This window comes from Thermodesulfovibrio yellowstonii DSM 11347 (assembly GCF_000020985.1).
Taxonomy (GTDB): Bacteria; Nitrospirota; Thermodesulfovibrionia; order Thermodesulfovibrionales; family Thermodesulfovibrionaceae; genus Thermodesulfovibrio; species Thermodesulfovibrio yellowstonii.
Genome location: NC_011296.1, coordinates 1,440,310 through 1,465,152, shown reverse-complemented (window position 1 = coordinate 1,465,152; position 24,843 = coordinate 1,440,310). Strand labels below are relative to the sequence as shown.

The window sequence follows — 24,843 nt, the reverse complement described above, 5'->3', positions numbered from 1 at the left end:
TTTTACCTCGGTATAAGTTTTTCTTTTAAAAACTTTGCTGTTTTTGATGTAAATTCAAAATCTCTATCCCATTTGTTTGTAAGGGTTTCCTTCTGGACCGCCTCTTTCAGCAAAATGAGAAAAACTGAACGAGGTATTTCGTAAGCTCCAAGCCGAATGAGATGTTTATTTGTAATCTGGCAGTCAATAAAATAAAAATTATTTAAAATCAAATGCTCAACAAGACATGAGATAGCAACCTTTGAAGCATCTTTCATGAGTGTAAACATTGACTCTCCAAAAAAGGCTCTTCCAATAGAGATTCCGTAAAGTCCTCCAACAATTTTATCATTAAACCACACTTCTACTGAATGTGCAAATCCAAGCTTGTGAAGTAGTGTATAAGCTTCTATCATTTCCTCTGTAATCCATGTTCCTGTTGAATCTTTTCTTGGAGCAGTGGCGCATCCTTTAATAACAGTGACAAAGTCTTTATCAAAGCTTACTCTATAAATATCTTTTTTTAAAGTCTGATAAAGACTTCTTGACATCTTAAAGAGTCTCGGAAATATCAGTGGCCTTTTAGAGGGTGACCACCAGAGAATTGGTTTGTGATTATACCATGGGAAAATTCCTGATTTGTATGCAAGTATAAGTCTGTCGGGACTGAGGTCTCCTCCAATTGCAAGCAATCCATCAGGGTCTGCGTATTCTGGATGAGGAAAAATTAATTCATCATGAAGCAAATATGCTGTCATCTATCTCAAAGAAAAGCCTGTCTTCATGGATATTTACAAGAACTTTACCACCATTTTTAAGTTTTCCAAACAGAATCTCTTCAACCAAAGGTGCTTTTATCTCTTTTTGTATAAGTCTTTGAAGAGGTCTTGCTCCAAATTTTATGTCAAATCCTTTTTGAGCAAGCCACTTTCGCGTTTCGTCAGTAATTTCAACATAAATATTTTTTGATAAAAGCTGCTCATTAAGTTCATTTATAAACTTGTCAACTATTTTTAAAACAGTCTCTTCAGGCAATGAATTGAATGTCACTACTGCATCCAATCTATTACGAAATTCAGGACTAAAAAGTCTTTCTATTGCATCTTTAGTTTTTTGAAGTTGCTCAGAAGTTCTATCTCCAAAGCCTATTACAGCTTTTTCCATTTCTCTTGCTCCAACATTTGAAGTCATAATAAGGATAACATTTCTCATATCTGCTTTTCTTCCTGTGTTATCTGTTAGGGTTCCGTAATCCATAACCTGAAGTAATATATTGAATATTTCTTCATGAGCTTTTTCTATCTCATCAAGCAAAAGCACACAGTGAGGATTTTTCCTGATTTGTTCTGTAAGAAGCCCACCTTGTTCAAAACCAATATATCCTGGCGGAGCACCTATAAGCTTTGCAACGGAATGTTTTTCCATATACTCACTCATATCAAATCTTATAAAACCAATGCCAAGTATCTTTGCAAGTTGACGTGCCAGTTCTGTTTTACCAACACCTGTTGGACCTGTAAAAAGAAAACAACCTATTGGTCGCTGAGGTTCTTTTAGTCCAGCTTTGGCAAGTTTAATTACCCTTACAACTGCTTTGACTGCTTCATCCTGTCCAAAAATTACAGACTTTAATTCAGATTCAAGATTTTTTAAACGCTCAACTTCATTTGAAGTTACCTCTTGAGAGGGTATTCTTGCTATTTTTGCAATTACTTGCTCAATTATTTTCTCATCAACCACGGGATTCTCATTGTGATAGAGTCTTACAACCGCACCTGCTTCATCAATAACATCAATTGCTTTATCAGGTAAAAACCTTTCATTTATATATTTTGCTGAAAGATGCGCTGCTGAGCGTAATGCTTCATCAGTATATTTAACTTCATGATACTCTTCATAGTAAGATTTAAGTCCTTTAAGAATTTCAAATGTTTCTTCTTCTGATGGTTCAGAAATATCTATTTTTTGAAATCTTCTTGAAAGGGCTCTGTCTTTTTCAAAGTAGTTTCTGTATTCTTCATAAGTTGTAGCTCCAATGCAACGAATTTTACCCTCAATCAAAACAGGTTTTAAAAGATTGGATGCATCAATTGTGCTTCCACTTGCGGAACCTGCACCAACAATTGTGTGAATTTCATCTATAAAAAGTATACAGTCTTTGATTTTGTAAAGAGAGTTTATTAAAGCCTTCATTCTTGCCTCAAAATCTCCTCTGTATTTTGTCCCGGCAAGCAAAGAACCCATATCAAGTGCAAAGATTTTGATATTTTTAAGATGTGATGGAACATCTCCATCAGCGACTTTTAGAGCAAGTCCTTCTACAATTGCTGTTTTGCCAACTCCGGGTTCTCCAACCAGAACAACGTTATTTTTCCTTCTTCTACTTAAAACTTGAATAACTCTTTCAAGTTCAAGATGTCTTCCAATTATTGGGTCAATTTCACCCTTGCGTGCTTTTTCTACAAGTTCTATCGTAAAGGTTTTAAGAGGGTCTTCTTTTTTATCCTCTTTTTTAAGAGATTCTTCAAATCCTGTTTTAGGAATTCCATGAGAAATGTAATTTAAAATGTCAATTCTTGTTATGCCATATGATTTAAGAAGATTTACAGCATATGCATCTTCTTCAAGGAACATGGAAGCAAGAAAATCTCCTGCATCAGCTTCTTTTTTTTCTGCACTTTTTATATGATTCAGTGTTCTTTCCATTACCCTTTGAAAACTTACTGTTGGATGTGTCTGTCCTTTATTTTTTCTCTTAGGAATCTGTTCTTCAAGAAATCTTTCAAGATTTCTTTTAATTTGCTCAGGATCTCCACCACAGTTTTTAATGATTTCTATACCAAATTCATCATGAAGAATAGCATAAAGAAGATGTTCAACTGTAAGATATTGGTGTCCTCTTTCAATGGCATCTTCAACAGTAGCTGATATTATGATTTGTAAATCTTTATTGATCATTTCTTTCTATACTGCATTTTAACGGAAAACCTTTTGCTCTTGCAAGGCTTTCAACCTGATATACCTTTGTCTCTGCGATCTCCTTTGGATATATACCTGCAAGACCTTTTCCGTGTTTGTGAACATGAAGCATAATTGCAGTGGCTTCTACTTTTGATTTATCAAAAATTGTCATTAAAACATACACAACAAAATCCATTGTAGTGTAATCATCATTTAGAAGATAAACTCTGTAGAGTTCTGGTCTGTCAATTGAAATTTCTTCTTTTTCATCAAAGAAGATTTTTTCTTCCATATGTATCAGTTTATGTTCTGTATGCTGAGTTTATTCTGACATATTCTTCTGATAAATCAGTTGTAAATATTTTTGTCTGTCCTTTCCCTGAATTCAGGTTTATCAAAACTTCAATCTCTTTTTGTTTTAAAGATTCTTTTAATTCTTCTTCTTTCATTGTTGGCAGTCCTTTCTGAAAAAGGCATATGCCATTTATATAAATTTCAATTCTTTCTTCTTTCACAGGAACTCCAGAGTATCCAACTGCAGCAATTATTCTTCCCCAGTTGGGGTCATTCCCGTAAAGAGCTGTTTTAACAAGAAGAGAGTTAGCTACTGCTCTTGCCACTCTTCTTGCTTCTTGAGTTGTTTTAGCCTCTTTGACAATAATGGTCACAAACTTTGTTGCTCCTTCTCCGTCTTTTACTATCATCTTAGAAAGCTCACTACATAGGTCGCTAAGAGCACTTTTGAACTGTTTCCATAAAGCAGTTTTCCTTTCTATCTTGATATCAGATTCTCCATTTGCAAGCATTAGCACTGTATCATTGGTTGACATATCTCCATCAACTGTGATTGAGTTAAAACTCTGTGCCACAGCATCTTTTAATGCTTCTTTCATTAAATCTGAACTGATTTTTGCATCGGTTAAAACTGTGCATAACATTGTTGCCATATTTGGAGAAATCATTCCTGCGCCTTTACATATCCCAAGAATTGTTATTGGTGATGGTGTTTGAATTTGCCTGAATGTAATCTTTGGAAAAGTATCAGTGGTCATTATTGCCTCTGCAACCTGCATTGGTTGGGCATTACCAAGATTTTTTATAAGGTCATTCAATGCGTTAAGTATTCTATCAACTGGCATGGGCATTCCAATAACTCCTGTAGAAAGAGGGAATATGTAATGTGTATTGATGTTAAGTTTTTCAGCTAAATAATCTGTTATTTTTAAGGCATCCTCAATTCCTTTTTTGCCTGTGCATGCATTGGCATTTCCACTGTTTAAAACCACTGCCTGAGCGATTCCTGAACGTATTCTTTTCATGCAAATTTTTACAGGAGCAGCTTTGATTTGGTTTGTAGTAAAAACTCCTGCTATCTGAGCGGGTTTTTTAGAATAAATTAATGCAATATCATATCTATCAGGATATTTAATTTGAGCTTTTGCTATTGAATACAAAAAACCCTTTGGTGAAACAATATCCATTACTGTTCACCCAATTTAAAGGTATCATGAAGCACTCTTATAGCAAGTTCAGTATATTTAGCATTGATAAGACATGAAATCTTTATCTCTGATGTGCTTATTGCCATTATGTTTATCCCATGATTTGCAAGAGCTTCAAACATTTGTGCTGCAACACCTGAGTGAGTTCTCATTCCGACTCCTACAATGGAAATTTTTGCTATGTCTTCATTCAAAAGAACACCTTCAGCTCCCAGTTCTTTAGAAATTTTTTCAGTAAGTTCTAAAGCCTTTTTAGCATCTGTTTTTGGAACAGTGAAAGAAATATCAGTTGCTTTGCCATCACTACTTATATTCTGAACAATCATATCAACAACAATATTGGCATCTGCAACCGCTTTGAAAAGTTTTGCTGCTATTCCAGGTCTGTCAGGGACTTTAAGAATTGTAATCTTTGCCTGATTTTTGTCATGGGCAATGCCTGAAACTACAACTTTTTCCATATCTTTATCCTCCTTTGTAACTAATGTTCCAGGATTCCAGTTAAAACTTGAACGAACTACTACAGGAACATTGTATTTCATAGCAAATTCAACAGAACGAGTCTGTAAAACCTTTGCTCCAAGAGAAGCAAGCTCAAGCATTTCTTCATAGGAAATTTTCTCAAGTTTCCGAGCATTTGGAGCAATATTAGGGTCAGCTGTAAATACGCCATCAACATCTGTGTAAATTTCACATAAATCAGCATTTAATGCTGCTGCTATTGCTACGGCTGTTAAATCTGAACCGCCTCTTCCAAGTGTAGTTACATCTTCATCTTCTGTAATACCCTGAAATCCTGCAACCACAACAATATATCCTTCTTCAAGAGCTTTGACTGCTCTTGTTGCAATAATTTTCTCAATTCTTGCCTTCGTATGTACTGCATCTGTAATTATTCCCATCTGCCTTCCAGTAAGAGCAATAGCTTTATGTCCAAGTCCATACAAAGCCATTGCAGTCAATGCAGCTGTAACTCTTTCTCCTGAAGAAAGAAGAAGGTCCATTTCTCTTTCTGGTGGGTCTGAACATACCTGATGGGCAAGACCTATAAGTTTATCAGTTTCTCCAGCCATTGCAGAGACAACAACTACTACTTTGTTTCCTTCTTTTGCTGTTTTTGAAACTCTTTCAGCAACAGCCTTTATTCTTTCAATATTTGCAACAGAAGTGCCACCATATTTTTGAACAATTAGCATATTTATGCCTCCGATATAAAGTTAAGTGTTATTTATTATGTAAAAATTGCTGAAAATTTTACAATAGAAATTGAAAGTTGATAAATTTCTTTAAGAGATGGTGTGTTTTCTTATTATTTTAATAGACTAAATAAGCAATTCATTTATAATGCCTTTTGGTTGACATGCTGAGAATGTTTTGATATTCTAAAAAAGAGAAATGTTTTGGAGGGAAAAATGCAAACTGTTGAAGAAAGAGTTTACAGATTAGAAAAAGTGCTTGAAGACTTTATATTAAGTGTTGGTATAGAGTTTAATAAACTATATAATTCTCAGATGCGCACTGAGGCTGAGATGAGAGCTTTCAAGGAAGAGATGAGAGCCTTCAAGGATGAAATGAAAGCCTTTAAGGAAGAGATGAGAGCCTTCAAGGATGAAATGCTTGAATTTAAGAAAAATCAGGAAGAGGAAAACAGACGCAAAAATAAAGAATGGAGCAATCTTGCAAAAAAGCTTGGTACCCTCTATGAAGACCTTATCGCACCTGCTCTTGATTCAGTGCTTTCCAAGTACTTCAATTGTGAAGCAATACTTGAAGGGCAGAGAATGCTGAGAAGGAAGAAGGGAGAAAACTATGAAGTAGATGCAATAGCAGCATGCAAGGACAAGGTATTTATGATAGAGGTAAGGTCTACACCAAGAATACAGTATATAGATGAAATAAAAGAGAAAAGCCAGAGATTTTTTGAATTTTTCCCTGAATTTAAGACTAAAAAGCTTTATTTAATATTGGGAAGCATAACTTTTCCAGAAGAAGTGATCAAATATGCAAGCAAACAGGGCATCTATGTAATGGGCTGGAGAAATTGGGATTACATGGATATTTTAAACTTTGAAGAAATAAGAGAATAAAAGGAATTGATTGACTTAGTATTATAATTTATTTTTACTTAACTTAGTATTATAATTTATTTTTACTTAAAAAATTTAATATCGTGTTAAAAATAAATTCAGAATTTAAGTCAAATTTATCTCTAATATGGTATTGAGTTCCAATATAATGGGAATATTCATCAGGTAAAGAAAATTTTTTAAAAATGGGTTTATATTTAGATTCTGCAATATATTCAGATACAATGCTACCTAATCCACCGATACTACTATGTTCTTCTATTGTAAATACGTATTTTTTGGTAGAAATAATAGTTTCTAAGGTTTTATAATCAAACGGTTTTATAGTATGCATACTAATTAAATCTGATTCGAAAGCGGATTTTTTAAGTTTTTTATTTACTTCTATAGCAATATCAGAAGCGTTACTTGTGAATAAAATTGCTATATTACTATTTTTATTCTTTTGAATATAATTTGCCTTACCAATTTTTATTTTATTGGAAATATTACTTATAATAGGCTCGCCTTTTTTTGCCAATCTCATATAAATAGGACCTTTATGCTCAATGGTTTGGATGGTTAATTTTTCCACTTCATAAGGGTCTGAAGGACATAAAACTGTCATATTAGGTAAAGCTCGCATGATAGCAATATCTTCAATAGCATGATGTGTTGCTCCTTGAGCACCATAAGTTAAACCAGCACCTACACCTACAAGTCTAACATTAGTGTTCATATACGCCACATCTACTCTAATTTGTTCAAACGGTCTCATTGTAACAAAAGGTATTATGCTGTATACATATACTATTTTGCCACTCAAGGCTAAACCCGCGGCAATACCTATTGCATTTGCTTCTGCTATTCCTACATTTAAAAACCTATCCGGAAATTTTTTTTCAAACTCTTCTAAAACTGAAAAACCCAAATCTGGTGTTAGTAAAAATATTTTTTCATTTTTTTCAGCTAATTTAATTAAAGTTTTAATGAATGTATCTCTCAATTACTCCTCACTGAAAATATATTTACTTATCATTAAGTTCATATAATGCTTGTTGTAATTGTTCTTTATTAGGGGATTTATAATGCCATTCTAATTTATTCTCCATAAAACTAACTCCTTTCCCTTTTATAGTATGAGCTATAATTGCCTTTGGTTTATCAAGTTTTATGAGTAATGCTTTTTCTATTTCTTTAAAATCATGACCATTAATTTCAATTGCGTACCAGTTAAATGCTAAAAATTTATCTTTCAAAGGTTCTAAATTAACAACTTCATTTGTTTTTCCAAAAGCTTGGAGTTTATTATAATCCACTATTAAAGTTAGGTTATTTAACTTTTTATGAGAAGCAAACATGATTGCTTCCCAGACAGAGCCTTCGTTTAATTCTCCGTCACCACATAATACATAAACATGACTGTCAAGATTATCAATTTTATTTGCAATTGAAAAACCAACCCCAATTGATAAACCATGTCCCAAAGAACCTGAAGAAACTTCTATACCTGGCACACTTTCTTTATCCAAGTGCCCTGGCAATTGCCCATGATCCATATAAAAACTCTCTAATAAAGCTTTGGCAAAAAAACCTCTTTCAGCTAATGTTGCATATAATGCAGAACTGGCGTGTCCTTTACTTAAAATAAATTTGTCTCTATTTTTAAAATTGGGATTCTTAGGATCAATATTCATTACTTTGAAATACAAAATAGTTAAAATGTCAACTATTGAAAGTGCTGAACCGATATGAGATGCATTTGCACGAGCATGCATAATAACTATCTCTCGTCTTATGTTTCGGGCTATTTGCTCAAGTTCCATTCTTTCTTATACTCATTTATCATTTTAAGTAATCCTTGCCAATAATCATATTTAGGTTTCCAACCTAATAGTTGAGATATTTTTGAAATATCCGCTTCCATATTCATTACTTGGTCTTCTCTGTAAGGTATTTTGCCGAAATTAATTTTAGAATCCGATTGTGTCAATTTTTTCGCCAATAAAACAAGATCCTTTAGTCTAATACTATTACCAGATGCTAGATTGATTATTCCTAAACCCTTTTCAACGGTGATTAATTTCATCAACGCATCAACTGCGTCATCAATATATAAGTAATCCCACTTTTGTTCTCCTAAGGTCATATCAATTTCTTCATTTAACAATAATTTCTCAATTAAATAATTGATAAACCATTTATGATTATCATTGGGACCATAAAGTGAAAATATTCTTAACCAAGTATATTCAATTCCATATGCAGTACAAAGTATATTAGCAATTTGTGAACAAATATATTTTGCTTTTCCATAAAGTGTTGTTGGATTACAGGGTGTTTCTTCTGAAATTTTATAGTTATGAATACCATACTCGGCTTGTGAACCAAATCCTATCCAATGTTTTGAATGTAAATGTTTTGCTATTTTGATTGAATTTATGATTAAGGGTATATTAATAGTAAGCTGTTGTGGATCATTTCTTTTATCATTAAAAACACCATACCAGGAAAATTCAAAAAAAATATTATAATTTAGGTTGCTCAATATTTTTTTCTGTAATATTTCTTCAATATGGTTATATCTAAATATTTTAATTTCTTTTTTATTGGGCAAAAATGAAAGATTTGAAGAAGGCCGTGATAAAATAAAAATTTCATATCCGTTCTCTATTAATGATTTTGTAAAATTTTTGCCTAAAAAACTACTGGCACCATGTATAATAATTTTGGGATTCATGAAAAATCCAGTAACGAAACAAATTGTTTTTTACTGTAACCGTATTTAGATAGTTCTTGAATAATCTCTTTAAAATAACCATAACTAAAAACAAAAATATAATCAACTCTGGTATTGATTAAAAATTCAGGTTTTTTTATAGGAATATGAGTTTTTGGTAAATAAATATTGTCACCTTTAGGATTTTTATCAATAATTACATTGAAATATTTATAATTTTTTAATGCTGCAATGGTCATAACTCCCCGTCCACCAGCACCATAGGCAACTATTTTATACTTAGAATTATTAAGAAGCCAGGCATCAATTTTATTAATCAGTTCAGTAATATTCTCTTTTAATCCTGAAACTTTCTTTAATTCAATTTCAAGGTTTAGATTAATATAATTATCATCATATTTTGGTTCAGCTACAATAAGAAGTGAATTAGCCCTTCTTTCTTCATTTCTTAGTAAATTAAAATCAATTATGTTAAACCCATTTTTATTAAATACAAACTCAGCTGTTTCTTTATTTAAATAAAAGTAATGCTCATGTTCAAACAAACAGAATTCTTTACGTTTTATTATTAGGTCTAAATCGTGAATTTCTATAATGAGTTTGCCATTTTTATTGAGTATTTTTCTACATGCTTGGAGTGCATCATTAATATCTGGCAAGTGATCAAATGTGTAACATGAAATGATACAATCAACAGTTTTGAAATCTGCAGGGATATTTTCTACCATATCGTAACAAAAAAAGCTGTTTAAAGTTGGAATACCTTTTTTATTGGCAAATTTACATAAGGATGAAGAAGGCTCAATTCCCAAAACAGAAACCCCACATCTTTTAAACTTCTCTAACAGTTCACCACTACCTGAACCAATTTCTAATACTTTAACAGATTGTAAGTTTTTTTTAGAAAAAAATTTTATTGTTTTTTCAACCAATTTTTCCATAAAATGATTAAATAATGGAGAATATCCAACAGAATATTCATATTTATCATAGTATAGTGACATATTCAGATCATTACAATTTTGAGTTATCCCGCAATTACTACATATTCCAATAACTATATCTGATAAAAATTCTTTCCCAAAATCATCTTGTGTAATAAATTCATCTGTCAATGGCATTTTTTCTAAGGTAATAACTTCGTATAATCTTTTTGAACCGCATATTCTACACTTACAATTTAAAATTTCTTTCATTAATGCACCCCATTTTTTTATACCATTTTATTGTAAGAGTTAGTCCTTCATCAAGGCTATAAATCGGCTTCCACCCAAGAATTTCCCTTGCTTTTTTTGCATTCAAATACTGTTTTGGTATCTCATAGCAAACCTCATTTAGTATCACAGGTTTTAATTCTGACTTCATAAGCCTTAAAATTCTCTCTGTAATTTCCAATACACTTAGCGGTTCTTCATTGGAAAAGTTAAAAGCCTCACCGGTGAGTTTTCTGTCTTCTGCTAATTTTTCAGCAAGCATTATGTATGCTAATACCGCATCCTCCACATAAAAGTAGTCTCTCACGAGAGTTCCATCAGAGCGAATAATGGGATTTTCTCCCTTTAACACTGAGCGGATTGTTCCAGGAACAATCCTATTCCAGTTTAGGTCTCCTCCACCATAGAGGTTTCCACATCTTGTTATTACAACTGGAAGGTTGAATGTATAGGCATACATCTGAGAAATTAAATCAGCGCAAGATTTACTCACATCATAGGGATGTCTGCCCTGTAGGGGTGTATTTTCATCATAGGGTAACACTCCCTGTTCTCCGTAAGCTTTATCAGAGGATGCAATAATAATTTGTTTTACAGTGGGAGAACGCCTGCATGCCTCAAGTAAAGCCCATGTTCCCTGTATATTTGTCTCAAGTGTTGAGATAGGATTGCGATTTGCAATTGTGACAATTGTCTGAGCTGCAAGATGAAAAACTGTGTCTATTTCATATTCTCCCAGGACTCTTTCAAGCAGGGTTTCATCCCTTATATCACCTCTGACTATTTTAACTTTTTCTATAGTTTTTGAAAGCACTAACTCACTTTGAGGTACCCAGTCTCTCACAAGACAGACAACATCTGCTTTTAACTCTAAAAGCTTCTTTACAAGCCAGCTTCCAAGAAGTCCTGTCCCACCTGTGACAAAGGTGGGTCTGTCAATCCAGAAAGATTTATTTACCATACTTTCCATGGTGCCTTGCCACTTTTCCATAGTTCTTCAAGATAGTTTTTATCTCTTAAAGTATCCATGGGATGCCAGAAACCTGTGTGTTTATAAGCAACAAGCTCTCCTTTTTCAGCCAGTGTTTGCATAGGTTTACTTTCCCAGCTCATATGGTCTCCTTCAATAAGCTCTATTACTTTTGGTGAAAGAACAAAAAATCCTCCGTTTATCCATCCACCGTCTCCAGAGGGCTTTTCCATAAAATCCCTGACATAGTCTCCATCAGTAACGAGAGCACCAAATCTTCCAGGCGGTTGAACAGCAAGAACTGTTGCCAGTTTTCCATGAGCTTGATGAAAGGTTATTTCGTCCTTGATATTTACATCACTTACTCCATCACCATATGTAAAGCAAAACAGTTCCTCTCCTTCAAGATATTTTGCAACTCTTTTGAGCCTTCCCCCTGTCTGAGTGTGTTCTCCTGTATCTACAACAGTAACTTTCCATGGTTCTGCTTCGCAGTTGTGAACAATCATTTGGTTAAATTTCATATCAAACGTAACATCTGCCATGTAAAGAAAGTAGTTTGCAAAGTATTCTTTAATCATGTATCCCCTGTATCCACAGCAGATAATAAAATCATTAACTCCATGAGCAGAGTATATTTTCATAATATGCCAGAGGATTGGCTTACCACCGATTTCAATCATTGGTTTTGGCTTAAGGTGAGTTTCTTCAGCTATTCTTGTCCCAAGCCCTCCTGCAAGGATTACAGCCTTCATTTTTGTCCTCCTGCCCAGCCCATCTCAAATATTTGTTTATTTGTTTCATTAATTATACCATTCAGAATCGTATTTATTGCTGTAATCTGATTAATAAGAGTATTTCTTGTAGCGCAGAGTTGATAGGCAGAGATTGTATTACTTCTGATTCTTTTTGCCATGTCAGGGTCATCAATCATATCTGCCATAGCAAGTATAAGATCCCATCCCTTTGAAGGAAAAGGTTTTCCTATTAGTTCCTGAGCTATCATATTGGTAATGAATCTATCCCACAAATAATAGGTAAGATACTTAAAAAACATAGGTTTCAGTTTCTCCTTCAGTATGCCAAGTTGAAAAAGTATCTGTAATCCCTCCACAGTAATGAAATATCTCCATCCAATGTTTTCCATTTCCCATCTTTTAATATCTTCTGTTGTTTGAGTCTCCATAGGCTGACAGATGGGAAAGTCAATAACAACAGCAGGTTCATGATAAGCTACATGAAGGATGCCGAGAACATGTGTATATGCGGCTTCTTTATATTTAGTATAATTAGGCAGTTCAACCATTTCATTAATTTTTTCCTTTTTTAATATTACTGAAGTTGCCCACCCAATAAATTGATTGAATCCCATTTTATTAGCAAATTCCAAGACATTTCCTTCATAAATTTTGTGACTGTGAGGCTTTAGCCAGCCGTTTCCAGCATGAATTACAGTTGCTGGTTTTGTATTTACATTGTGCCAGACAATTCTTAATCCGTCTTTTAATAAAATATCATCATCGCCAAAAAGCCATAAATATTCTCCTTCTGCACGACGCATTACAGCTTCAATGCTGTCAGCGGAATCAACATGTTTTTCCAATCTGCAATAATCCAGAAAAGGATACTCTTTTTTCAGTTTTGCAAGCACTTTTGGAGTATCATCATCGGAACAATTATCAGAAACAAATATTCCAATTTCATCCTGTTTGCCAAGTTCAATGATCTGCCGTGCCATTTCTCTTACACATATCTCAAGCTTTTTTGCCCTGTTCCATGTAGGAATTGCAAAACATAGTTTTTTCATAGTTTCACCTTTTATATCGTCTTATTTTTTGTTTTTTACAGATTCTTTAATTTTTTCAACCATGTAATCAATCATTTCTTCAGTAATCCCAGGATATACTCCAACCCAAAAAGTATCTTTCATTGTTTTATCTGTCCATTTGAGGTCTCCTACAACTCTATACTCTTTACCGTCTTTCTCATTTCAGTATTTTGCTCCAAGAGAGTCACAGTTATCCTCAATGAGCTAGAGGTTGTATTTTTCGCAAAAAGCCTTGACCTTTTCAATATCAAAGGGATTTCCCATTGTGTCAGCAAGCATTAAAGCCTTTGTTTTTGGAGAAATAGCTTTTTCAAGCATTGAGCAATCAATATTATATGTGGGAAGTGTTATATCAACAAAAACAGGGATAGCACCATACTGAATTATGGGTGACACTGTTGTTGGAAAAGACGCAGCAACAGTAATGATTTCATCTCCTCTGTTTATTTTTCTTCCTCCCAGTTTTGATGAAGTGAGTGTCATGAAAGCTAAAAGATTTGCTGATGAACCTGAGTTAACAAGGCTACAATATTTTACTCCCAAAAACTGAGCAAATTTATGCTCAAAAGCTTGAGCATATTTTCCAGCAGTCAACCAGAAATCAAGAGCACTATCAACTAAATTAGAAATCTCTTGCTCATTAAAAACTCTTCCACCGTAGTTTATCTTTATCTTGTCAGTAGGAAAATGCGATTGCATTGGAACATGAATTGTTTCATAGTAAGTTTTTGCAAGCATTTTTCCCCAATATTTAAGAATTAAGCCTATCTTTTGAGGCTTAAGAAGTCCTACTGTCTCAACAATCTCTGCTCTCTTAATTGTCTTAATTTCGTCAATTTTTGCGATAAGAGGTTCATTAAGAATACCTGCAATCATGTCATCCGCTAAAATTTCAAAGAAAAAATCTATGTCATTATAATCAGATTTTGTTTCCACAGAGGCAGTAATATAACTTGTTTTAGTAGGTTTTGAAATTATGAGCCCAAATCTTAAATTAGAGCCTTCTTTGTATTTAATAATTTGTCCTACATCATATTTACCCACCATTTTTAGGCTAATTCTCCTTAAATAAGTTTTATATAAGATACAAAAAATTGATATTTAGGTCAATAGACGTTATACTACCCAAATTTCCCAAGCAAAGATGGGCAACAGGATAAATTATTATCTGTTGGTAATTTAAAAGTGAGATTTTACTTGCCTAATTGGTAAAAAAGGTATAAGATATTAGGATTGTCTCTCACCTTCGGATGCTCGCGATGACATCATAGGGGGTTGTTTCTCCAAATGCCTCAATAAAATCAACAATTTGCCTGAACTCTGATTTTTTTCACTAAACTTTTTATGGAATCCACCGATTTACATAATTAAGACAGCAGGATGGGAAGGAGGTGAAAGAGTCCAGATATTCATCCAGTGCTGTCTGGATGCAGGAGGCATCCTTAATAAAAAACATGGAGGTTTAAACCATGGCATTAAGAGTTAATTTTAACGCAGAAGCCGCAACAACACACACAGCCCTTCTCAGAAACGAGAAGGCAATGAACAAGTCCCTTTTAAGAATTTCAACAGGGCAGAGAATTCTTTCAGCAGCTGACGATGCAGCAGGTCTTTTTATTGCAGACCAGCTTGCAACAGTTGGAGCAGCACTTGACCAAGGTAATCGTAATATTCAGACCGGTATCAGTGCTCTCCAGATTGCAGAAACAAATGTAGGACAGATTTTTGACAAACTTCAGACAATCTACACAAAAGCTCAATCTGCAGCAAATGACATCAATGACCCGAATGCCCGTGCAGCTTTACAGAGAGATATTGCAAATCTTGTTGATGCAATTCAAAAACTTGGGACAGACACAGAATATAATGGAATTAAGCTTCTTGATGGAACATTCGCAAACAAGGTTATTCATTACGGAGCAAGAGCAGACCAGACAATTACAACAAGTATAGGCAATGTAAAAGCAACAAATATTGGTGCATTTGTTGTTCAGGGAAGTGGACAGGTTACATCAAGTGCTACATCAGCCTATACATCATTGATTGCTGGAGACTGGCAGTATAATTCTGCTTCTGATACAGTGACAGTTGCTGGAGTTAATTTAAAGAATTATAGCGCGCTTTCAAGTGTAACAGGAGCAGTTGATGCAAAATCAATTGCAGATGCAATAAACAATAACGCTACATTACAGGGAGTTGGTATTTCAGCAAGAGCTGTAAATACCAGCACAGCAACTACTGAATGGAGTAATATTGACAATAGTTCAGGGACAGCTGCGGTTACTATAAAATTTTATGTTGGTTCATCTACAGCTTCTGCAAGTGCTATTTCTATTACAGTGGCTGCAGGAGAAACCCTTACTCTTGATGAGTTAGTTTCTCAGATTAATACACAGGCATCCACAAAATCTCTCAATATAACAGCAACAAATTCAGGGAATAAGCTTGCTCTTACAACAGAAGGTGAAACTATAGGACTTGAAATTGCATCTGCTACAGGTGCTGTGGCTGTTAATATGGCACAGTTTCTCCAGGGTGCGACAGGTACTGTAGCAGTTGGTAATACAGGTTCCGCTGTTAAAGTCGGCAATCTTATAGTAACAGGAACAGACTCATATAACTATGATTTTACAGGAATAAGCACTGCATCAGCAGGACTCGGGGTAGCAGCTACTGGTTCAGGAAATTTCTATAATCTTTATAGTATTGATGTTACAGATAATTCAGGAGCGGAGTTGGCTATAGATATTGTTAATACTGCAATAAAGAAGGTTGATAAGGTCAGGACTCAGATTGGTTCTGTAATCAATAACCTACAGGCTATATATGATGGACAAAAAACATCTTATGACAATACAAAGGAAGCTGAAAACGTCATTCGTAACACAGACTTCGCAGCTGAAATGAGCACATTTACCACAATGCAGATTAGAATGCAGGCAGGTGTTGCAATGCTTGCTCAGGCAAATGCCTTACCTCAGCTTGTGCTTCAGCTTCTTCGTTAATAAGAAAGGGGAGGGTCTACCCTCCCCAAAAATTTTTTAGGAGAATAGAAAATGAAGCTGGACGGGATAGAAAAAGAAGTTATAATGATAAATCCTTACAGACAGGCTAAGTCAGATATTATATACCCTCAGTCCCTCCAGAAAGAAAGTTCAAGTAATTTGAACAATCAGAAAAATCTGTTACAAGAGAATTCAGATAATTTTGGAAAAATAACAATGTCTCAGGAAGAACTTAACAGAATAATGGATGAGATAAAACATAAATTTAGCATGCTTGAAAAATATCTTAAAATAGACATTGATGCAGAGCTAAAAATGCCTATTTCAAAGATTATTGATATGAGAACAGAAGAAGTAATTCGGCAGATTCCTCCAGAATGGCTTGTTGATATTTTAAAAAGAATGGAAGAATTAAAGGGCGTTTTTTATTATGAGGAGGTTTGATCATGGCTGATCTTTATGTGTCAGGACTTACTGGAGCATTAGATACAGAGACCATAATAAGCAATCTTTTAAAGATAAAACAACAGCCTTTAACGCAACTTACACAGCAAAAAGCTTTAACACAGGCAAAAGTTTCAAGCCTGACTAATCTTTACAGTGCTCTCAATGGAATGCAGAGCTTTTTTACTAATCTTAATATAAGTAGTATTTTCTCAACAAAGAAAGCAACTTCATCAAATACATCAGTTCTTACAGCAACAGCAACTTCTGATACACCAAATCTTACAATGAGCCTTACTGTTAATAAACTTGCTCAGACAGAGATGAGAGCAAGTACAGATGGGATGTCATCCCTTACAGATACATTTACATCCTCTGGAACAATAACACTTAAATACTGGAAAGACAATTCAAACTTTGTTACTTACGATGTAAATTACTCAGCAGGGCAGACTCTCCAAGACCTTGTAAACAGTATAAATTCAGCACAGAATGATATTAAAGCATCAATTTACTATACAGGTACAAGTTATCGCCTGCTTTTAACAGAATCAGATGCTTCAAATTCAACCAAAGAGACTGATACAGCAAGTTCTTCCTATGTTATTGAAGCAAGCGGATTGCCCACAGAGCTTAATAGCCTTGAAACCCTTCAAAATGCTCAAAATGCTTCATTAACTATTGGTAGTTCAACCACGCCTGTTACATCTGCCTCAAATACTTTTAGCAATATCGTAACAGGACTTGATATAACTGTAAAGGATACAGGTTCTGCGACAGTGACCATAAGCGAGGATTACTCCCAGATAGACAGTACACTCAATAGCTTTGTATCAAACTATAATTCTATCATATCTCTGATAAACTCAATGACAGGCAAGGGAGCACAGTTTCAGGGTGATAGTACAATTACTACGATTAAGACAGGTATGGTAAGAATGCTTAATCCATTAATTAATGCAGGATTAATTAACTATTCTGATACAGACGGAACAATCTCTATAAACAGTGATACATTGAGTTCACTTAAATCATCAAATCCTGAAAAATTGAATGAAATATTGACAACCTTAAAAGACTCTTTTACTAATCAACTCAATGGTTGGACAGGTGCTATAAATACCTATAAAAAAATTGGCGAGAACCAAATTACAAATATTAATAATAAGATAACAAATCTTCAGGAATATCTTACCAAATATGAAGAACAACTTCGTAAAGAATATGCTCAGCTTGAATCATTTATAAATGAGATGAACCAAATCAGTTCAAGGCTTGAAGATTTTATGACTTCACTTTCAAAAATGACATCAGGAGGTAAATAGAAATGACCTATGTAGATTCCTATCTGCAGAGCAAAGTTATGGGCGCAGATGGAGTTGAGTTGATAACAATGCTCTATGACAGGGCAATTGTTTCTCTCAATATTGCTAAAGATTCAATAATGAAAGGACTTGATGACCCAGAACTTGTTAAGAAAAAAGCTGTAGAACTAAGCAGAGCAACTGATATTTTATATTATCTGAATGATATCCTTGATAAACAAAGAGGTGGACAGATTGCAGAAAATCTAAGCCTCATATATACAACTCTTGCAGGTGAGCTCGTAAAGGCGAATCTTTTTAACGATACGGAAATTATTTCAAAATCTATAGAAATTCTGAATAACATTAAATCAGCATGGGAAGATGTAAGAAATCAGTTAAAGGAAAAACAGAATGAACCAAAGAGAACCTTTGCAGGAGCAGTCTAAGATAAGGAGCCTGCTCATACAAGCAGAACTTGCTCTTAAAGAAAATCGCTTTGAGGAAGCCCTTGCTATGTTGTCAGGGATAAGCGTTGAAGATATGTCAACTCTTAATCTTGAAGAATTACAGGCAATAGGTGCTCTTCTTAATTACCTTAGAGAACTTGCTGAGGAAAAAAAGAACAATCTTGCAGAGCAGTTAAAGGTTATTCAAGTGGGGAAAAATTATTTGGGATAACTTTGAGAGATTCCTACTGTCTGTATCCTAAGTTCTGTCACAGGAACGTCTTGAAATAATCTCCCATGTTTCTTCATCAATATCCTCAAGATATTCAGACACTTTGAATTCTGCTCCGCATTCACTACAGCAGAGCACAACTCTACTTCAATAAAAAAATATTAAAACTGTGTTTTTGCAATATTTACATTTTGCATTTTTCAGAATTTTTTTTCGCATAATTTTAAATTCTATAGAATAGCAAAAAAAACTGTCAATTTTAGAAATTTTCCAGAAAGGTTGTTCACTTTCTTTCTGTCATTCAGGGGGCGTGATGTGCCGAGGAATTTCTCTTGCTGTTTCAGAAAAAAAGGAGGAGATTCCTCACTTCGTTCGGAATGATAGATAAAAGGCTCGGATGACAGTCCTATTCTGTCACCCCGAGCGTTAGGAGGGGTCTCCTCATTTTAAATCTGAGGAGATTCCTCTACTGCCTACGCAGCCTCGGAATGGCAGGATAGGAATGCTCCGTTTGCAATGACAGAAAAGGAACGGCTATCGGAATGACAGGGGAAAAGGCTTGGAATGGCAATCGGGAAAATCTATGAAAGTTTAAATCATTTATTGAAAAAAACAATTTTACATATTGGCGATATCTAAGTAAAATATTCAAAAAATTCTGGAGGAGGGTATGGAGGGTTTTAAAAATTTTCTTGCCACGCGGGGAGGTATTATTTTTGTTGGTTTAGTTATTGGGGTTCTTGCTCCTGTGCTTCAGAATCTTGGAAATCCACCTAATATGGGTATATGTGTTGCCTGTATGGAAAGGGATATTGCTGGCTCATTGGGACTTCACAGAGCAGCAGTTGTTCAGTATATGAGACCTGAAATACTCGGGTTTGTGCTCGGAGCATTTTTGTCTGCATTGGCATTTAAGGAATATAGACCTCGCGGAGGCTCTGCACCATTTATAAGATTCATTTTAGGTGTTTTTGCAATGATAGGTGCGTTAGTGTTTTTGGGCTGTCCATGGAGAACTCTCCTTAGGCTTGCTGGTGGAGACGGAAATGCAATCTTTGGTTTGCTCGGTCTTATTTTTGGTATATGGGTTGGAACAAGATTTTTAAAGGCTGGTTACTCTCTGGGAAGAACTCAAACAGCTCCGTCAAAGGCAGCAGGGCTTGCCTTTCCTCTTTTGATGCTCGGATTTCTTATTCTTCTATTTATTGATCCTCAACCAGAAGGAGAAGGAAGGGGAATGTTACTTTTTTATAGTTTAAAAGGACCAGGGGCTCAGCATGCACCTTTATTTATATCACTTGTTGTGGGTTTATTAATAGGTGTTCTTGCTCAAAGGAGCAGATTTTGCACTATGGGAGCTTTCAGAGACCTTTTACTTTTCAAACAAGGGCATTTATTTTCAGGTGTGGCAGCATTTTTTATAGCAGCATTGATAACAAATCTAATACTTGGTCAATTTCATCCAGGATTTGAGAAACAACCAATTGCTCATACAATGCAGCTCTGGAATTTTCTGGGTATGACACTTGCGGGTTTAGCATTCACTCTGGCGGGTGGTTGTCCTGGTAGACAGCTTTTTATGTCTGGAGAAGGTGATGCAGATGCTGCTGTTTTTGCATCTGGTATGATTGTCGGTGCAGGAATTGCTCATAACTTTGGTCTTGCGAGCTCACCAGCTGGTATAGGTCCAAATGGGGCAGTGGCAACAATAATAGGGTTAATAGTCTGTGTAATTATTGGATTAACAATGAGAAGGAGGTAAAAATGGCTGAAATTGTTGACGCAAGAGGACTTTCATGTCCTGAGCCTGTGCTTTTAACTCTTGAAACAATAAAAAAACTTGGTAAGGGTGAGATAGAGATTCTTGTTGATACCGATACTTCAAGAGAAAATGTATCCCGTGCAGCTCAATCAATGGGCTGGCAAATCGTTGAAGTTCAACAGGAAGAGGCATGGTATAGGGTTAAAATAAGCAAAGATTAAAAAGAAACAATTTATAATGACAAATATTCAGGCAGGATTAGATGAAATTTTTTAAAAAATTATTCAGAAATAATAAAAAACTTTCCTATAATAGAGGAATTCTCATTTTTGAAAATACCTCTGAGGTAATAAGAGCAGAAAACATTCTTAAAAAGCATGGATATGAGATTAAAGTTGTTGGACCACCTCCACATGTAAGAAAAGGCTGTGACCTTGCAATAGATTTTCCAATCGTTGAGACCGTAGGAATTTTAAAGCTTCTTAAAAATTACGAATTGTCACCGATTGATTATATGCCTTTAAACGATGGTAATTTAAAGCCTGTTGACCTTTTTCATATAAAAGATTTTGGAAGATTTATAATGGTCAGGGCAGCTAATATGAAAATAACTGTTCATAAAGGCAGCTTGACAATTGTCAATGTTTCAGGTGGTGGTTGCCCGGATGTTCCTTATTTAGCTGCCATGTTAGTTGGTAAAAATATTTATGAAGTTCCAGAGCCCAATGAAATTGGGCATACTTTATGTGGATATGCTCTTCAGTTAGCCTATGATAAAATAAAAGAATTATGCTTGCAATCATAGGAACTGTGCCAGAGGAAGATTTTCCCATTACTTTCGGAAAAGCCAAGTTAGAAAACGATTTTTTATTTATTGATAGCAAAAGAGTCCCAGTCCAAAGAGGAACACCAGCTCTTGTTGCTTCTGCATGTAAAATCTTTGAAGTTTTAAAAAAAGATTATCCCTATGTATATCTCGCAGGAGACATCGGAAAAGGAACAGGCAGTAAGAAGCTTTATGAATATTTTATCAAGGATATAAGACAAAGAGAATTTCAAACACTTACCTTTCACTATCTTATGCCTGATGCTGACTGGTGTAATAAAATTTTGCTTGTTATTGAGGAATTGCATAAACATCCTTTTTTAATTGCTGATGCAGGTTTTATGTATGCAGCAAAGATGAGCGGAAACGCTAAATATTTTAACCTTTTTACACCAGACACCGGAGAGCTTGCTTTTCTGGCTGATGAAGAAGCACCTCATCCTTTTTATACAAGAGGTTTTCTTCTCCAAGATGAAAGCAGAGTTGAAGAACTTATTAGGCGAGCTTATGAGTATGAAAATGCGCCAGAATATCTTCTTGTTAAAGGGAAAACAGATTACATCGTAAAAAAAGGGGAAGTTGTAGATATGGTATCAGAGCCTGTTATAGAAGCACTTGAGCCTATTGGAGGCACAGGAGACAGCATAACAGGTATTGTATCTGCTTTAATTGATTCTGGCTACGAGATACAGACAGCATGCGTATTTGCTTCAAAAATTAACAGAATTGCTGGTAAACTTGCCAATCCAGACCCTTCAACTCAGATCTCAGACATTATAAAATTAATTCCCCAAGCAGCACTTAATATAATTTAAACAATGTTTTCTAAATTATTTTATATATGACCTTACTCTTTCAATTGCTTCTGCTGCCTGAGAATCGCCAAGCTGATATAGTTTTTCGTATAGTTTTAATGCTTCTTTATATTCTTTTTTCTTTTCTTTTAAAAGGGCAAGATTATAAAGTGCAATTTTATTTTCAGGAGAGACAGAAAGAACTTTTCTAAAACATTCTTCTGCCTTTAATAGATTTCCCATTTTAGCATGAATTACTCCATAATTAAGGAGCACTGCTAAGCTATCAGGGGCTTGCTGTAAAGCTATCTCAGCATAATGAGACGCTTCTGTGAGATTACCAATTAAAAGATAAAGCGTTGCAATTTTGTTTAAAATTTTAGGTTCTTGTTTGCCTGTGACTTTAAGATATTCTTTATACTCAGAGATTGCTTCACTATAATTCCCTTTTGTTTCCAAATCTTGAGCTCTGTAAAGATAATCTGCTGCCCGGACTGTTTCTGTATTAAACTGTTCCAATGGAATTTCAGCAGGTTTATTTGCTTTTTTTTCTGAAGCAGTTTGTTTTAATGATTTTTCTTGAGTTGAAGTTTCATGTTTTTCTATAGGGTTTTTTACATTTTTGGTAGGTGGTTCGGTAAGCTTTGTTTTAGTAGTTTGCTCAGGAACCTCTGGTTCTACAGATTTTACCTGTGTTGAGGTTTGTTCCATCTTAGCTTGAACAGGTTCTGTTTGCTGAGTTTTTTCAATCTGTGCCATTGAATTTTGCTGGACAGGTTTATTAGATTTTTTAAATTCTGGTATTAGGTAATAGTTATAAACAAAAACAGCAACAAAGCCTATAGCAACAATCAATGCTGAAGCCCCCATTAAAAGGAGGGTTTTTTTTGAACTCTTTTCTGTTCTTATGGTTGCTATAAGACCTGGCGGTATATCCTTTTTAGTTTTGGATAACATTTATCTCCTCTATCCTCCTAATTTTATTAGAGACTGTTCAAAAACTTGCAATTTACTGAAACTCAATAAATTACAAGTTCTATAATTTTTCAATTACCTCCGTCTGTCGTCCTTCTTCTTGTCATTCCGAGGAGAATAAGCGACGAGGAATCTCCTTGCCTCCTAAGGAGGAGACCCCTCGCTTACGCTCGGGGTGACAGAATAAGACTGTCATTCCAAGCCGAGCGAAACGAGCCCTGAACTGTAGGCGAAGGATCTGCGAAGAATCTGACCCTTTCGTGTCAAATTCCTCAGGGCATCGGACACCTCAGATGACCCTTAATAATTAAATAGCCTTCTATTAATTAGCAGTGCAACTACTACCTGAACATGATACATTAACAATACAATTTCCGTTAGAGTCAAGACTCTGTATTGTGCCTTGTAATAAAATAGTATCCCAGCACCAGGAATTTCTGTATATCGTTAATATACTTCCTCCGCTTAGACCTCCCAAATAACTACTTCCCCCATTTTCTAAATTTATACATGTTCCTGAATCAATTCTAAAAGATTTTTCATTTCCTTGATTGGAAATACTGAGAGAATATGAGGCACAGCCACCACCTCCGCCACCACCGCCGCCTCCTCCACTGCCACCCCCACAATCTGAGTCATTTACAGTTATAGAAAAAGCTTTATAAGTAGGTTGTCCGCAGTTATCATCCAGTTTAACAACAAAATTTGATATATAAGAGGAGTCACAACCTGTAGAAGGATTGCTAATTGAACCAGAAATTATTCCATTTGTTGAAAGATTTAATCCACTTGGTAGACTTCCACTATATAAACTCCATATATAGTTACTTCGCCCTCCTGAACCTGAAAGTGAAACATTATAGGTAGTCCCCATATATCCTGTTGGTAAATTTTCTGTTATTATCTTTAAAGGCTTTGGTTTAACAGGTATTGTGCCTGTATAGGTTTGAGATTGTGAACCAGCTGAATCATTTACTGTGGCATTTATGGTTAGAGAAGAAGAACAATCTGTAAGTTCTCCTGTATTTGGAGGTTGATTATTAACATTTATAGTTCCTGAGATTAATCCTGATTGTGAAATGGTTAATCCGTTACCAACTGAACCTGTCCATGTATATGGGGGTTTTCCTCCAATTGCCTGCAATGAATAGGAATAAAAGGAATCTTCCTGTCCTTCAGGTAATACAGTAGGTGAGACAATTGTTAGAGGCTGTGGGCATCCTCTTAATGCTCTTATTTCATCAAGGGAAACATAAGCTACAATATCATCATAATTATATTGAGGATTAGTTAAGGTATAACTACATGGAGGATTATACGGCATACCCTGTTCTCTCACATAAAAAGGAGAAGAAGTTCCTGTGCAACTACCATTTCCATCTTCGCCTGTGCTATAGATTATAAAAGCAATATTAGATTTTGTGAGATATACTGAACAATTTGTGTTTGTGCATTCATTTATTTGAATAGAAGTTGTATTTTTACCACATATATCACCAGAAACTATTTCAGAAGCTTTAAAATACTGAATATCCCTTGCCCATGCATCAAGTTTTCTTGCTCCTGCTTCTTCAAGAGTTGAAGGCAGATAACCGTTCTTCACAACATAACCTAACACTGCTTCTTTTGCCTGTTTTACAGCCTCTCTTGTTTCTGTTACTTTTGCTCTTTTTGTAAGTGGACCTATAAGGCTTGCCCCAAGCCCGATAAGTAAACCAATTACTATGAGAACAATAGCAAGTTCAATAAGAGTAAATCCCTGATTTTTTATACGAGGTAACATAAATTTTTA

The 24,843-nt window shown here is 34.9% G+C and carries 25 protein-coding genes and 1 pseudogene; 10 read left to right on the top strand and 16 right to left on the bottom strand.

Annotated elements, in window-relative coordinates:
• Nucleotides 1-2: 2 nt before the first annotated feature.
• From aat to THEYE_RS07520, 5 genes are read right to left on the bottom strand one after another with little or no spacing between them, the layout of a single operon-like run.
• Nucleotides 3-737: a leucyl/phenylalanyl-tRNA--protein transferase gene (gene aat, locus THEYE_RS07540; RefSeq protein WP_012546338.1), complete on the bottom strand. Its 735-nt coding sequence runs from the start codon at nt 735-737 to the stop codon at nt 3-5.
• Nucleotides 715-2,937: an ATP-dependent Clp protease ATP-binding subunit ClpA gene (gene clpA, locus THEYE_RS07535; protein WP_012546336.1), complete on the bottom strand. Its 2,223-nt coding sequence runs from the start codon at nt 2,935-2,937 to the stop codon at nt 715-717. Before clpA ends, aat begins: the two co-directional genes overlap by 23 nt.
• On the bottom strand, nt 2,927-3,232 hold the full coding sequence (gene clpS, locus THEYE_RS07530; RefSeq protein ID WP_012545154.1) for an ATP-dependent Clp protease adapter ClpS: 306 nt from the start codon (nt 3,230-3,232) through the stop codon (nt 2,927-2,929). The genes clpA and clpS overlap by 11 nt, the downstream gene beginning before the upstream one ends.
• A 10-nt stretch (nt 3,233-3,242) precedes the next feature.
• Nucleotides 3,243-4,421 carry a bifunctional glutamate N-acetyltransferase/amino-acid acetyltransferase ArgJ gene (argJ, locus tag THEYE_RS07525; RefSeq protein ID WP_012546755.1) on the bottom strand — a complete coding sequence of 393 codons (1,179 nt, stop codon included), beginning with the start codon at nt 4,419-4,421 and terminating at the stop codon, nt 3,243-3,245.
• Complete coding sequence (locus THEYE_RS07520) at nt 4,421-5,638, bottom strand: aspartate kinase (protein ID WP_012545682.1); 1,218 nt, start codon at nt 5,636-5,638, stop codon at nt 4,421-4,423. Before THEYE_RS07520 ends, argJ begins: the two co-directional genes overlap by 1 nt.
• A gap of 216 nt (nt 5,639-5,854) precedes the next feature.
• Here THEYE_RS07520 and THEYE_RS07515 point away from each other — a divergent pair, with 216 nt between their 5' ends.
• Nucleotides 5,855-6,529 carry a hypothetical protein gene (locus THEYE_RS07515; protein WP_012546133.1) on the top strand — a complete coding sequence of 225 codons (675 nt, stop codon included), beginning with the start codon at nt 5,855-5,857 and terminating at the stop codon, nt 6,527-6,529.
• Between the two features lie 49 nt (nt 6,530-6,578).
• Here THEYE_RS07515 and THEYE_RS07510 read toward each other — a convergent pair whose 3' ends face one another.
• From THEYE_RS07510 to THEYE_RS10695, 8 genes and pseudogenes are all read right to left on the bottom strand, one after another.
• The gene (locus THEYE_RS07510; protein ID WP_012545278.1) at nt 6,579-7,514 is read right to left on the bottom strand and encodes a transketolase family protein; all 936 of its coding nucleotides are present in this window, start codon (nt 7,512-7,514) and stop codon (nt 6,579-6,581) included.
• A gap of 22 nt (nt 7,515-7,536) precedes the next feature.
• Nucleotides 7,537-8,334, bottom strand: coding sequence for a transketolase (locus THEYE_RS07505; RefSeq protein WP_012546302.1), 798 nt, complete (start codon nt 8,332-8,334; stop codon nt 7,537-7,539).
• Complete coding sequence (locus THEYE_RS07500) at nt 8,316-9,248, bottom strand: NAD-dependent epimerase/dehydratase family protein (protein WP_012545190.1); 933 nt, start codon at nt 9,246-9,248, stop codon at nt 8,316-8,318. The genes THEYE_RS07505 and THEYE_RS07500 overlap by 19 nt, the downstream gene beginning before the upstream one ends.
• Nucleotides 9,245-10,444, bottom strand: coding sequence for a class I SAM-dependent methyltransferase (locus THEYE_RS07495; protein WP_012545547.1), 1,200 nt, complete (start codon nt 10,442-10,444; stop codon nt 9,245-9,247). Before THEYE_RS07495 ends, THEYE_RS07500 begins: the two co-directional genes overlap by 4 nt.
• On the bottom strand, nt 10,422-11,432 hold the full coding sequence (locus tag THEYE_RS07490) for a GDP-mannose 4,6-dehydratase (protein ID WP_012546520.1): 1,011 nt from the start codon (nt 11,430-11,432) through the stop codon (nt 10,422-10,424). Before THEYE_RS07490 ends, THEYE_RS07495 begins: the two co-directional genes overlap by 23 nt.
• Nucleotides 11,417-12,187, bottom strand: a complete 771-nt coding sequence (gene rfbF, locus THEYE_RS07485) for a glucose-1-phosphate cytidylyltransferase (protein WP_012545825.1) — start codon at nt 12,185-12,187, stop codon at nt 11,417-11,419. The genes THEYE_RS07490 and rfbF overlap by 16 nt, the downstream gene beginning before the upstream one ends.
• Nucleotides 12,184-13,239 (bottom strand): glycosyltransferase family 2 protein, encoded by a 1,056-nt coding sequence (locus tag THEYE_RS07480; RefSeq protein WP_012546658.1) that lies wholly within the window; start codon nt 13,237-13,239, stop codon nt 12,184-12,186. Before THEYE_RS07480 ends, rfbF begins: the two co-directional genes overlap by 4 nt.
• Before the next feature lie 228 nt (nt 13,240-13,467).
• Nucleotides 13,468-13,959 (bottom strand): annotated as a pseudogene (locus THEYE_RS10695) (DegT/DnrJ/EryC1/StrS family aminotransferase); the annotation flags it as partial.
• A gap of 770 nt (nt 13,960-14,729) precedes the next feature.
• Between THEYE_RS10695 and THEYE_RS07470 the strand changes: the two are divergent.
• From THEYE_RS07470 to THEYE_RS07450, 5 genes are read left to right on the top strand one after another with little or no spacing between them, the layout of a single operon-like run.
• A complete protein-coding gene (locus tag THEYE_RS07470) occupies nt 14,730-16,265 on the top strand; it encodes a flagellin N-terminal helical domain-containing protein (protein WP_012546715.1) in 1,536 nt (511 codons plus the stop codon).
• 51 nt (nt 16,266-16,316) lie between these two features.
• Nucleotides 16,317-16,709 (top strand): flagellar protein FlaG, encoded by a 393-nt coding sequence (locus THEYE_RS07465; protein WP_012546026.1) that lies wholly within the window; start codon nt 16,317-16,319, stop codon nt 16,707-16,709.
• Between the two features lie 2 nt (nt 16,710-16,711).
• Complete coding sequence (gene fliD, locus THEYE_RS07460) at nt 16,712-18,034, top strand: flagellar filament capping protein FliD (RefSeq protein ID WP_012545149.1); 1,323 nt, start codon at nt 16,712-16,714, stop codon at nt 18,032-18,034.
• Nucleotides 18,035-18,036: 2 nt separating this feature from the next.
• Complete coding sequence (fliS, locus tag THEYE_RS07455; RefSeq protein WP_012546221.1) at nt 18,037-18,462, top strand: flagellar export chaperone FliS; 426 nt, start codon at nt 18,037-18,039, stop codon at nt 18,460-18,462.
• Nucleotides 18,428-18,694 (top strand): hypothetical protein, encoded by a 267-nt coding sequence (locus THEYE_RS07450; protein ID WP_164924860.1) that lies wholly within the window; start codon nt 18,428-18,430, stop codon nt 18,692-18,694. The genes fliS and THEYE_RS07450 overlap by 35 nt, the downstream gene beginning before the upstream one ends.
• Before the next feature lie 27 nt (nt 18,695-18,721).
• On the opposite strand, the gene THEYE_RS10690 is transcribed toward THEYE_RS07450, so the two are convergent.
• Complete coding sequence (locus THEYE_RS10690) at nt 18,722-18,832, bottom strand: hypothetical protein (RefSeq protein WP_422640665.1); 111 nt, start codon at nt 18,830-18,832, stop codon at nt 18,722-18,724.
• Between the two features lie 532 nt (nt 18,833-19,364).
• On the opposite strand from THEYE_RS10690, the gene yedE reads away from it, so the two are divergent.
• The 4 genes from yedE to THEYE_RS07430 are packed head-to-tail and all read left to right on the top strand — an operon-like array spanning nt 19,365 to nt 22,097.
• The gene (yedE, locus tag THEYE_RS07445; RefSeq protein ID WP_012545330.1) at nt 19,365-20,456 is read left to right on the top strand and encodes a YedE family putative selenium transporter; all 1,092 of its coding nucleotides are present in this window, start codon (nt 19,365-19,367) and stop codon (nt 20,454-20,456) included.
• A gap of 2 nt (nt 20,457-20,458) precedes the next feature.
• Nucleotides 20,459-20,677: a sulfurtransferase TusA family protein gene (locus THEYE_RS07440; protein WP_012546446.1), complete on the top strand. Its 219-nt coding sequence runs from the start codon at nt 20,459-20,461 to the stop codon at nt 20,675-20,677.
• Nucleotides 20,678-20,718: 41 nt separating this feature from the next.
• On the top strand, nt 20,719-21,261 hold the full coding sequence (locus THEYE_RS07435; protein WP_012545577.1) for a putative Se/S carrier protein: 543 nt from the start codon (nt 20,719-20,721) through the stop codon (nt 21,259-21,261).
• Entirely contained in the window at nt 21,246-22,097 is an 852-nt protein-coding gene (locus THEYE_RS07430) for an NAD(P)H-hydrate dehydratase (RefSeq protein WP_012545741.1), read from the top strand. The genes THEYE_RS07435 and THEYE_RS07430 overlap by 16 nt, the downstream gene beginning before the upstream one ends.
• A 15-nt stretch (nt 22,098-22,112) precedes the next feature.
• Here THEYE_RS07430 and THEYE_RS07425 read toward each other — a convergent pair whose 3' ends face one another.
• The gene (locus THEYE_RS07425) at nt 22,113-23,033 is read right to left on the bottom strand and encodes a tetratricopeptide repeat protein (protein WP_012544991.1); all 921 of its coding nucleotides are present in this window, start codon (nt 23,031-23,033) and stop codon (nt 22,113-22,115) included.
• A gap of 340 nt (nt 23,034-23,373) precedes the next feature.
• Entirely contained in the window at nt 23,374-24,834 is a 1,461-nt protein-coding gene (locus tag THEYE_RS07420) for a putative Ig domain-containing protein (protein ID WP_012546121.1), read from the bottom strand.
• Between the last annotated feature and the right edge of the window lie 9 nt (nt 24,835-24,843).

Coding starts and splice junctions, on each gene's coding strand:
- aat (WP_012546338.1), bottom strand. CDS start 737: ATGACAGCATATTTGCTTCATGATGAATTAATTTTTCCTCATCCAGAA.
- clpA (WP_012546336.1), bottom strand. CDS start 2,937: ATGATCAATAAAGATTTACAAATCATAATATCAGCTACTGTTGAAGAT.
- clpS (WP_012545154.1), bottom strand. CDS start 3,232: ATGGAAGAAAAAATCTTCTTTGATGAAAAAGAAGAAATTTCAATTGAC.
- argJ (WP_012546755.1), bottom strand. CDS start 4,421: ATGGATATTGTTTCACCAAAGGGTTTTTTGTATTCAATAGCAAAAGCT.
- THEYE_RS07520 (WP_012545682.1), bottom strand. CDS start 5,638: ATGCTAATTGTTCAAAAATATGGTGGCACTTCTGTTGCAAATATTGAA.
- THEYE_RS07515 (WP_012546133.1), top strand. CDS start 5,855: ATGCAAACTGTTGAAGAAAGAGTTTACAGATTAGAAAAAGTGCTTGAA.
- THEYE_RS07505 (WP_012546302.1), bottom strand. CDS start 8,334: ATGGAACTTGAGCAAATAGCCCGAAACATAAGACGAGAGATAGTTATT.
- THEYE_RS07500 (WP_012545190.1), bottom strand. CDS start 9,248: ATGAATCCCAAAATTATTATACATGGTGCCAGTAGTTTTTTAGGCAAA.
- THEYE_RS07495 (WP_012545547.1), bottom strand. CDS start 10,444: ATGAAAGAAATTTTAAATTGTAAGTGTAGAATATGCGGTTCAAAAAGA.
- THEYE_RS07490 (WP_012546520.1), bottom strand. CDS start 11,432: ATGGAAAGTATGGTAAATAAATCTTTCTGGATTGACAGACCCACCTTT.
- rfbF (WP_012545825.1), bottom strand. CDS start 12,187: ATGAAGGCTGTAATCCTTGCAGGAGGGCTTGGGACAAGAATAGCTGAA.
- THEYE_RS07480 (WP_012546658.1), bottom strand. CDS start 13,239: ATGAAAAAACTATGTTTTGCAATTCCTACATGGAACAGGGCAAAAAAG.
- THEYE_RS07470 (WP_012546715.1), top strand. CDS start 14,730: ATGGCATTAAGAGTTAATTTTAACGCAGAAGCCGCAACAACACACACA.
- THEYE_RS07465 (WP_012546026.1), top strand. CDS start 16,317: ATGAAGCTGGACGGGATAGAAAAAGAAGTTATAATGATAAATCCTTAC.
- fliD (WP_012545149.1), top strand. CDS start 16,712: ATGGCTGATCTTTATGTGTCAGGACTTACTGGAGCATTAGATACAGAG.
- fliS (WP_012546221.1), top strand. CDS start 18,037: ATGACCTATGTAGATTCCTATCTGCAGAGCAAAGTTATGGGCGCAGAT.
- THEYE_RS07450 (WP_164924860.1), top strand. CDS start 18,428: ATGAACCAAAGAGAACCTTTGCAGGAGCAGTCTAAGATAAGGAGCCTG.
- yedE (WP_012545330.1), top strand. CDS start 19,365: ATGGAGGGTTTTAAAAATTTTCTTGCCACGCGGGGAGGTATTATTTTT.
- THEYE_RS07440 (WP_012546446.1), top strand. CDS start 20,459: ATGGCTGAAATTGTTGACGCAAGAGGACTTTCATGTCCTGAGCCTGTG.
- THEYE_RS07435 (WP_012545577.1), top strand. CDS start 20,719: ATGAAATTTTTTAAAAAATTATTCAGAAATAATAAAAAACTTTCCTAT.
- THEYE_RS07430 (WP_012545741.1), top strand. CDS start 21,246: ATGCTTGCAATCATAGGAACTGTGCCAGAGGAAGATTTTCCCATTACT.
- THEYE_RS07425 (WP_012544991.1), bottom strand. CDS start 23,033: ATGTTATCCAAAACTAAAAAGGATATACCGCCAGGTCTTATAGCAACC.
- THEYE_RS07420 (WP_012546121.1), bottom strand. CDS start 24,834: ATGTTACCTCGTATAAAAAATCAGGGATTTACTCTTATTGAACTTGCT.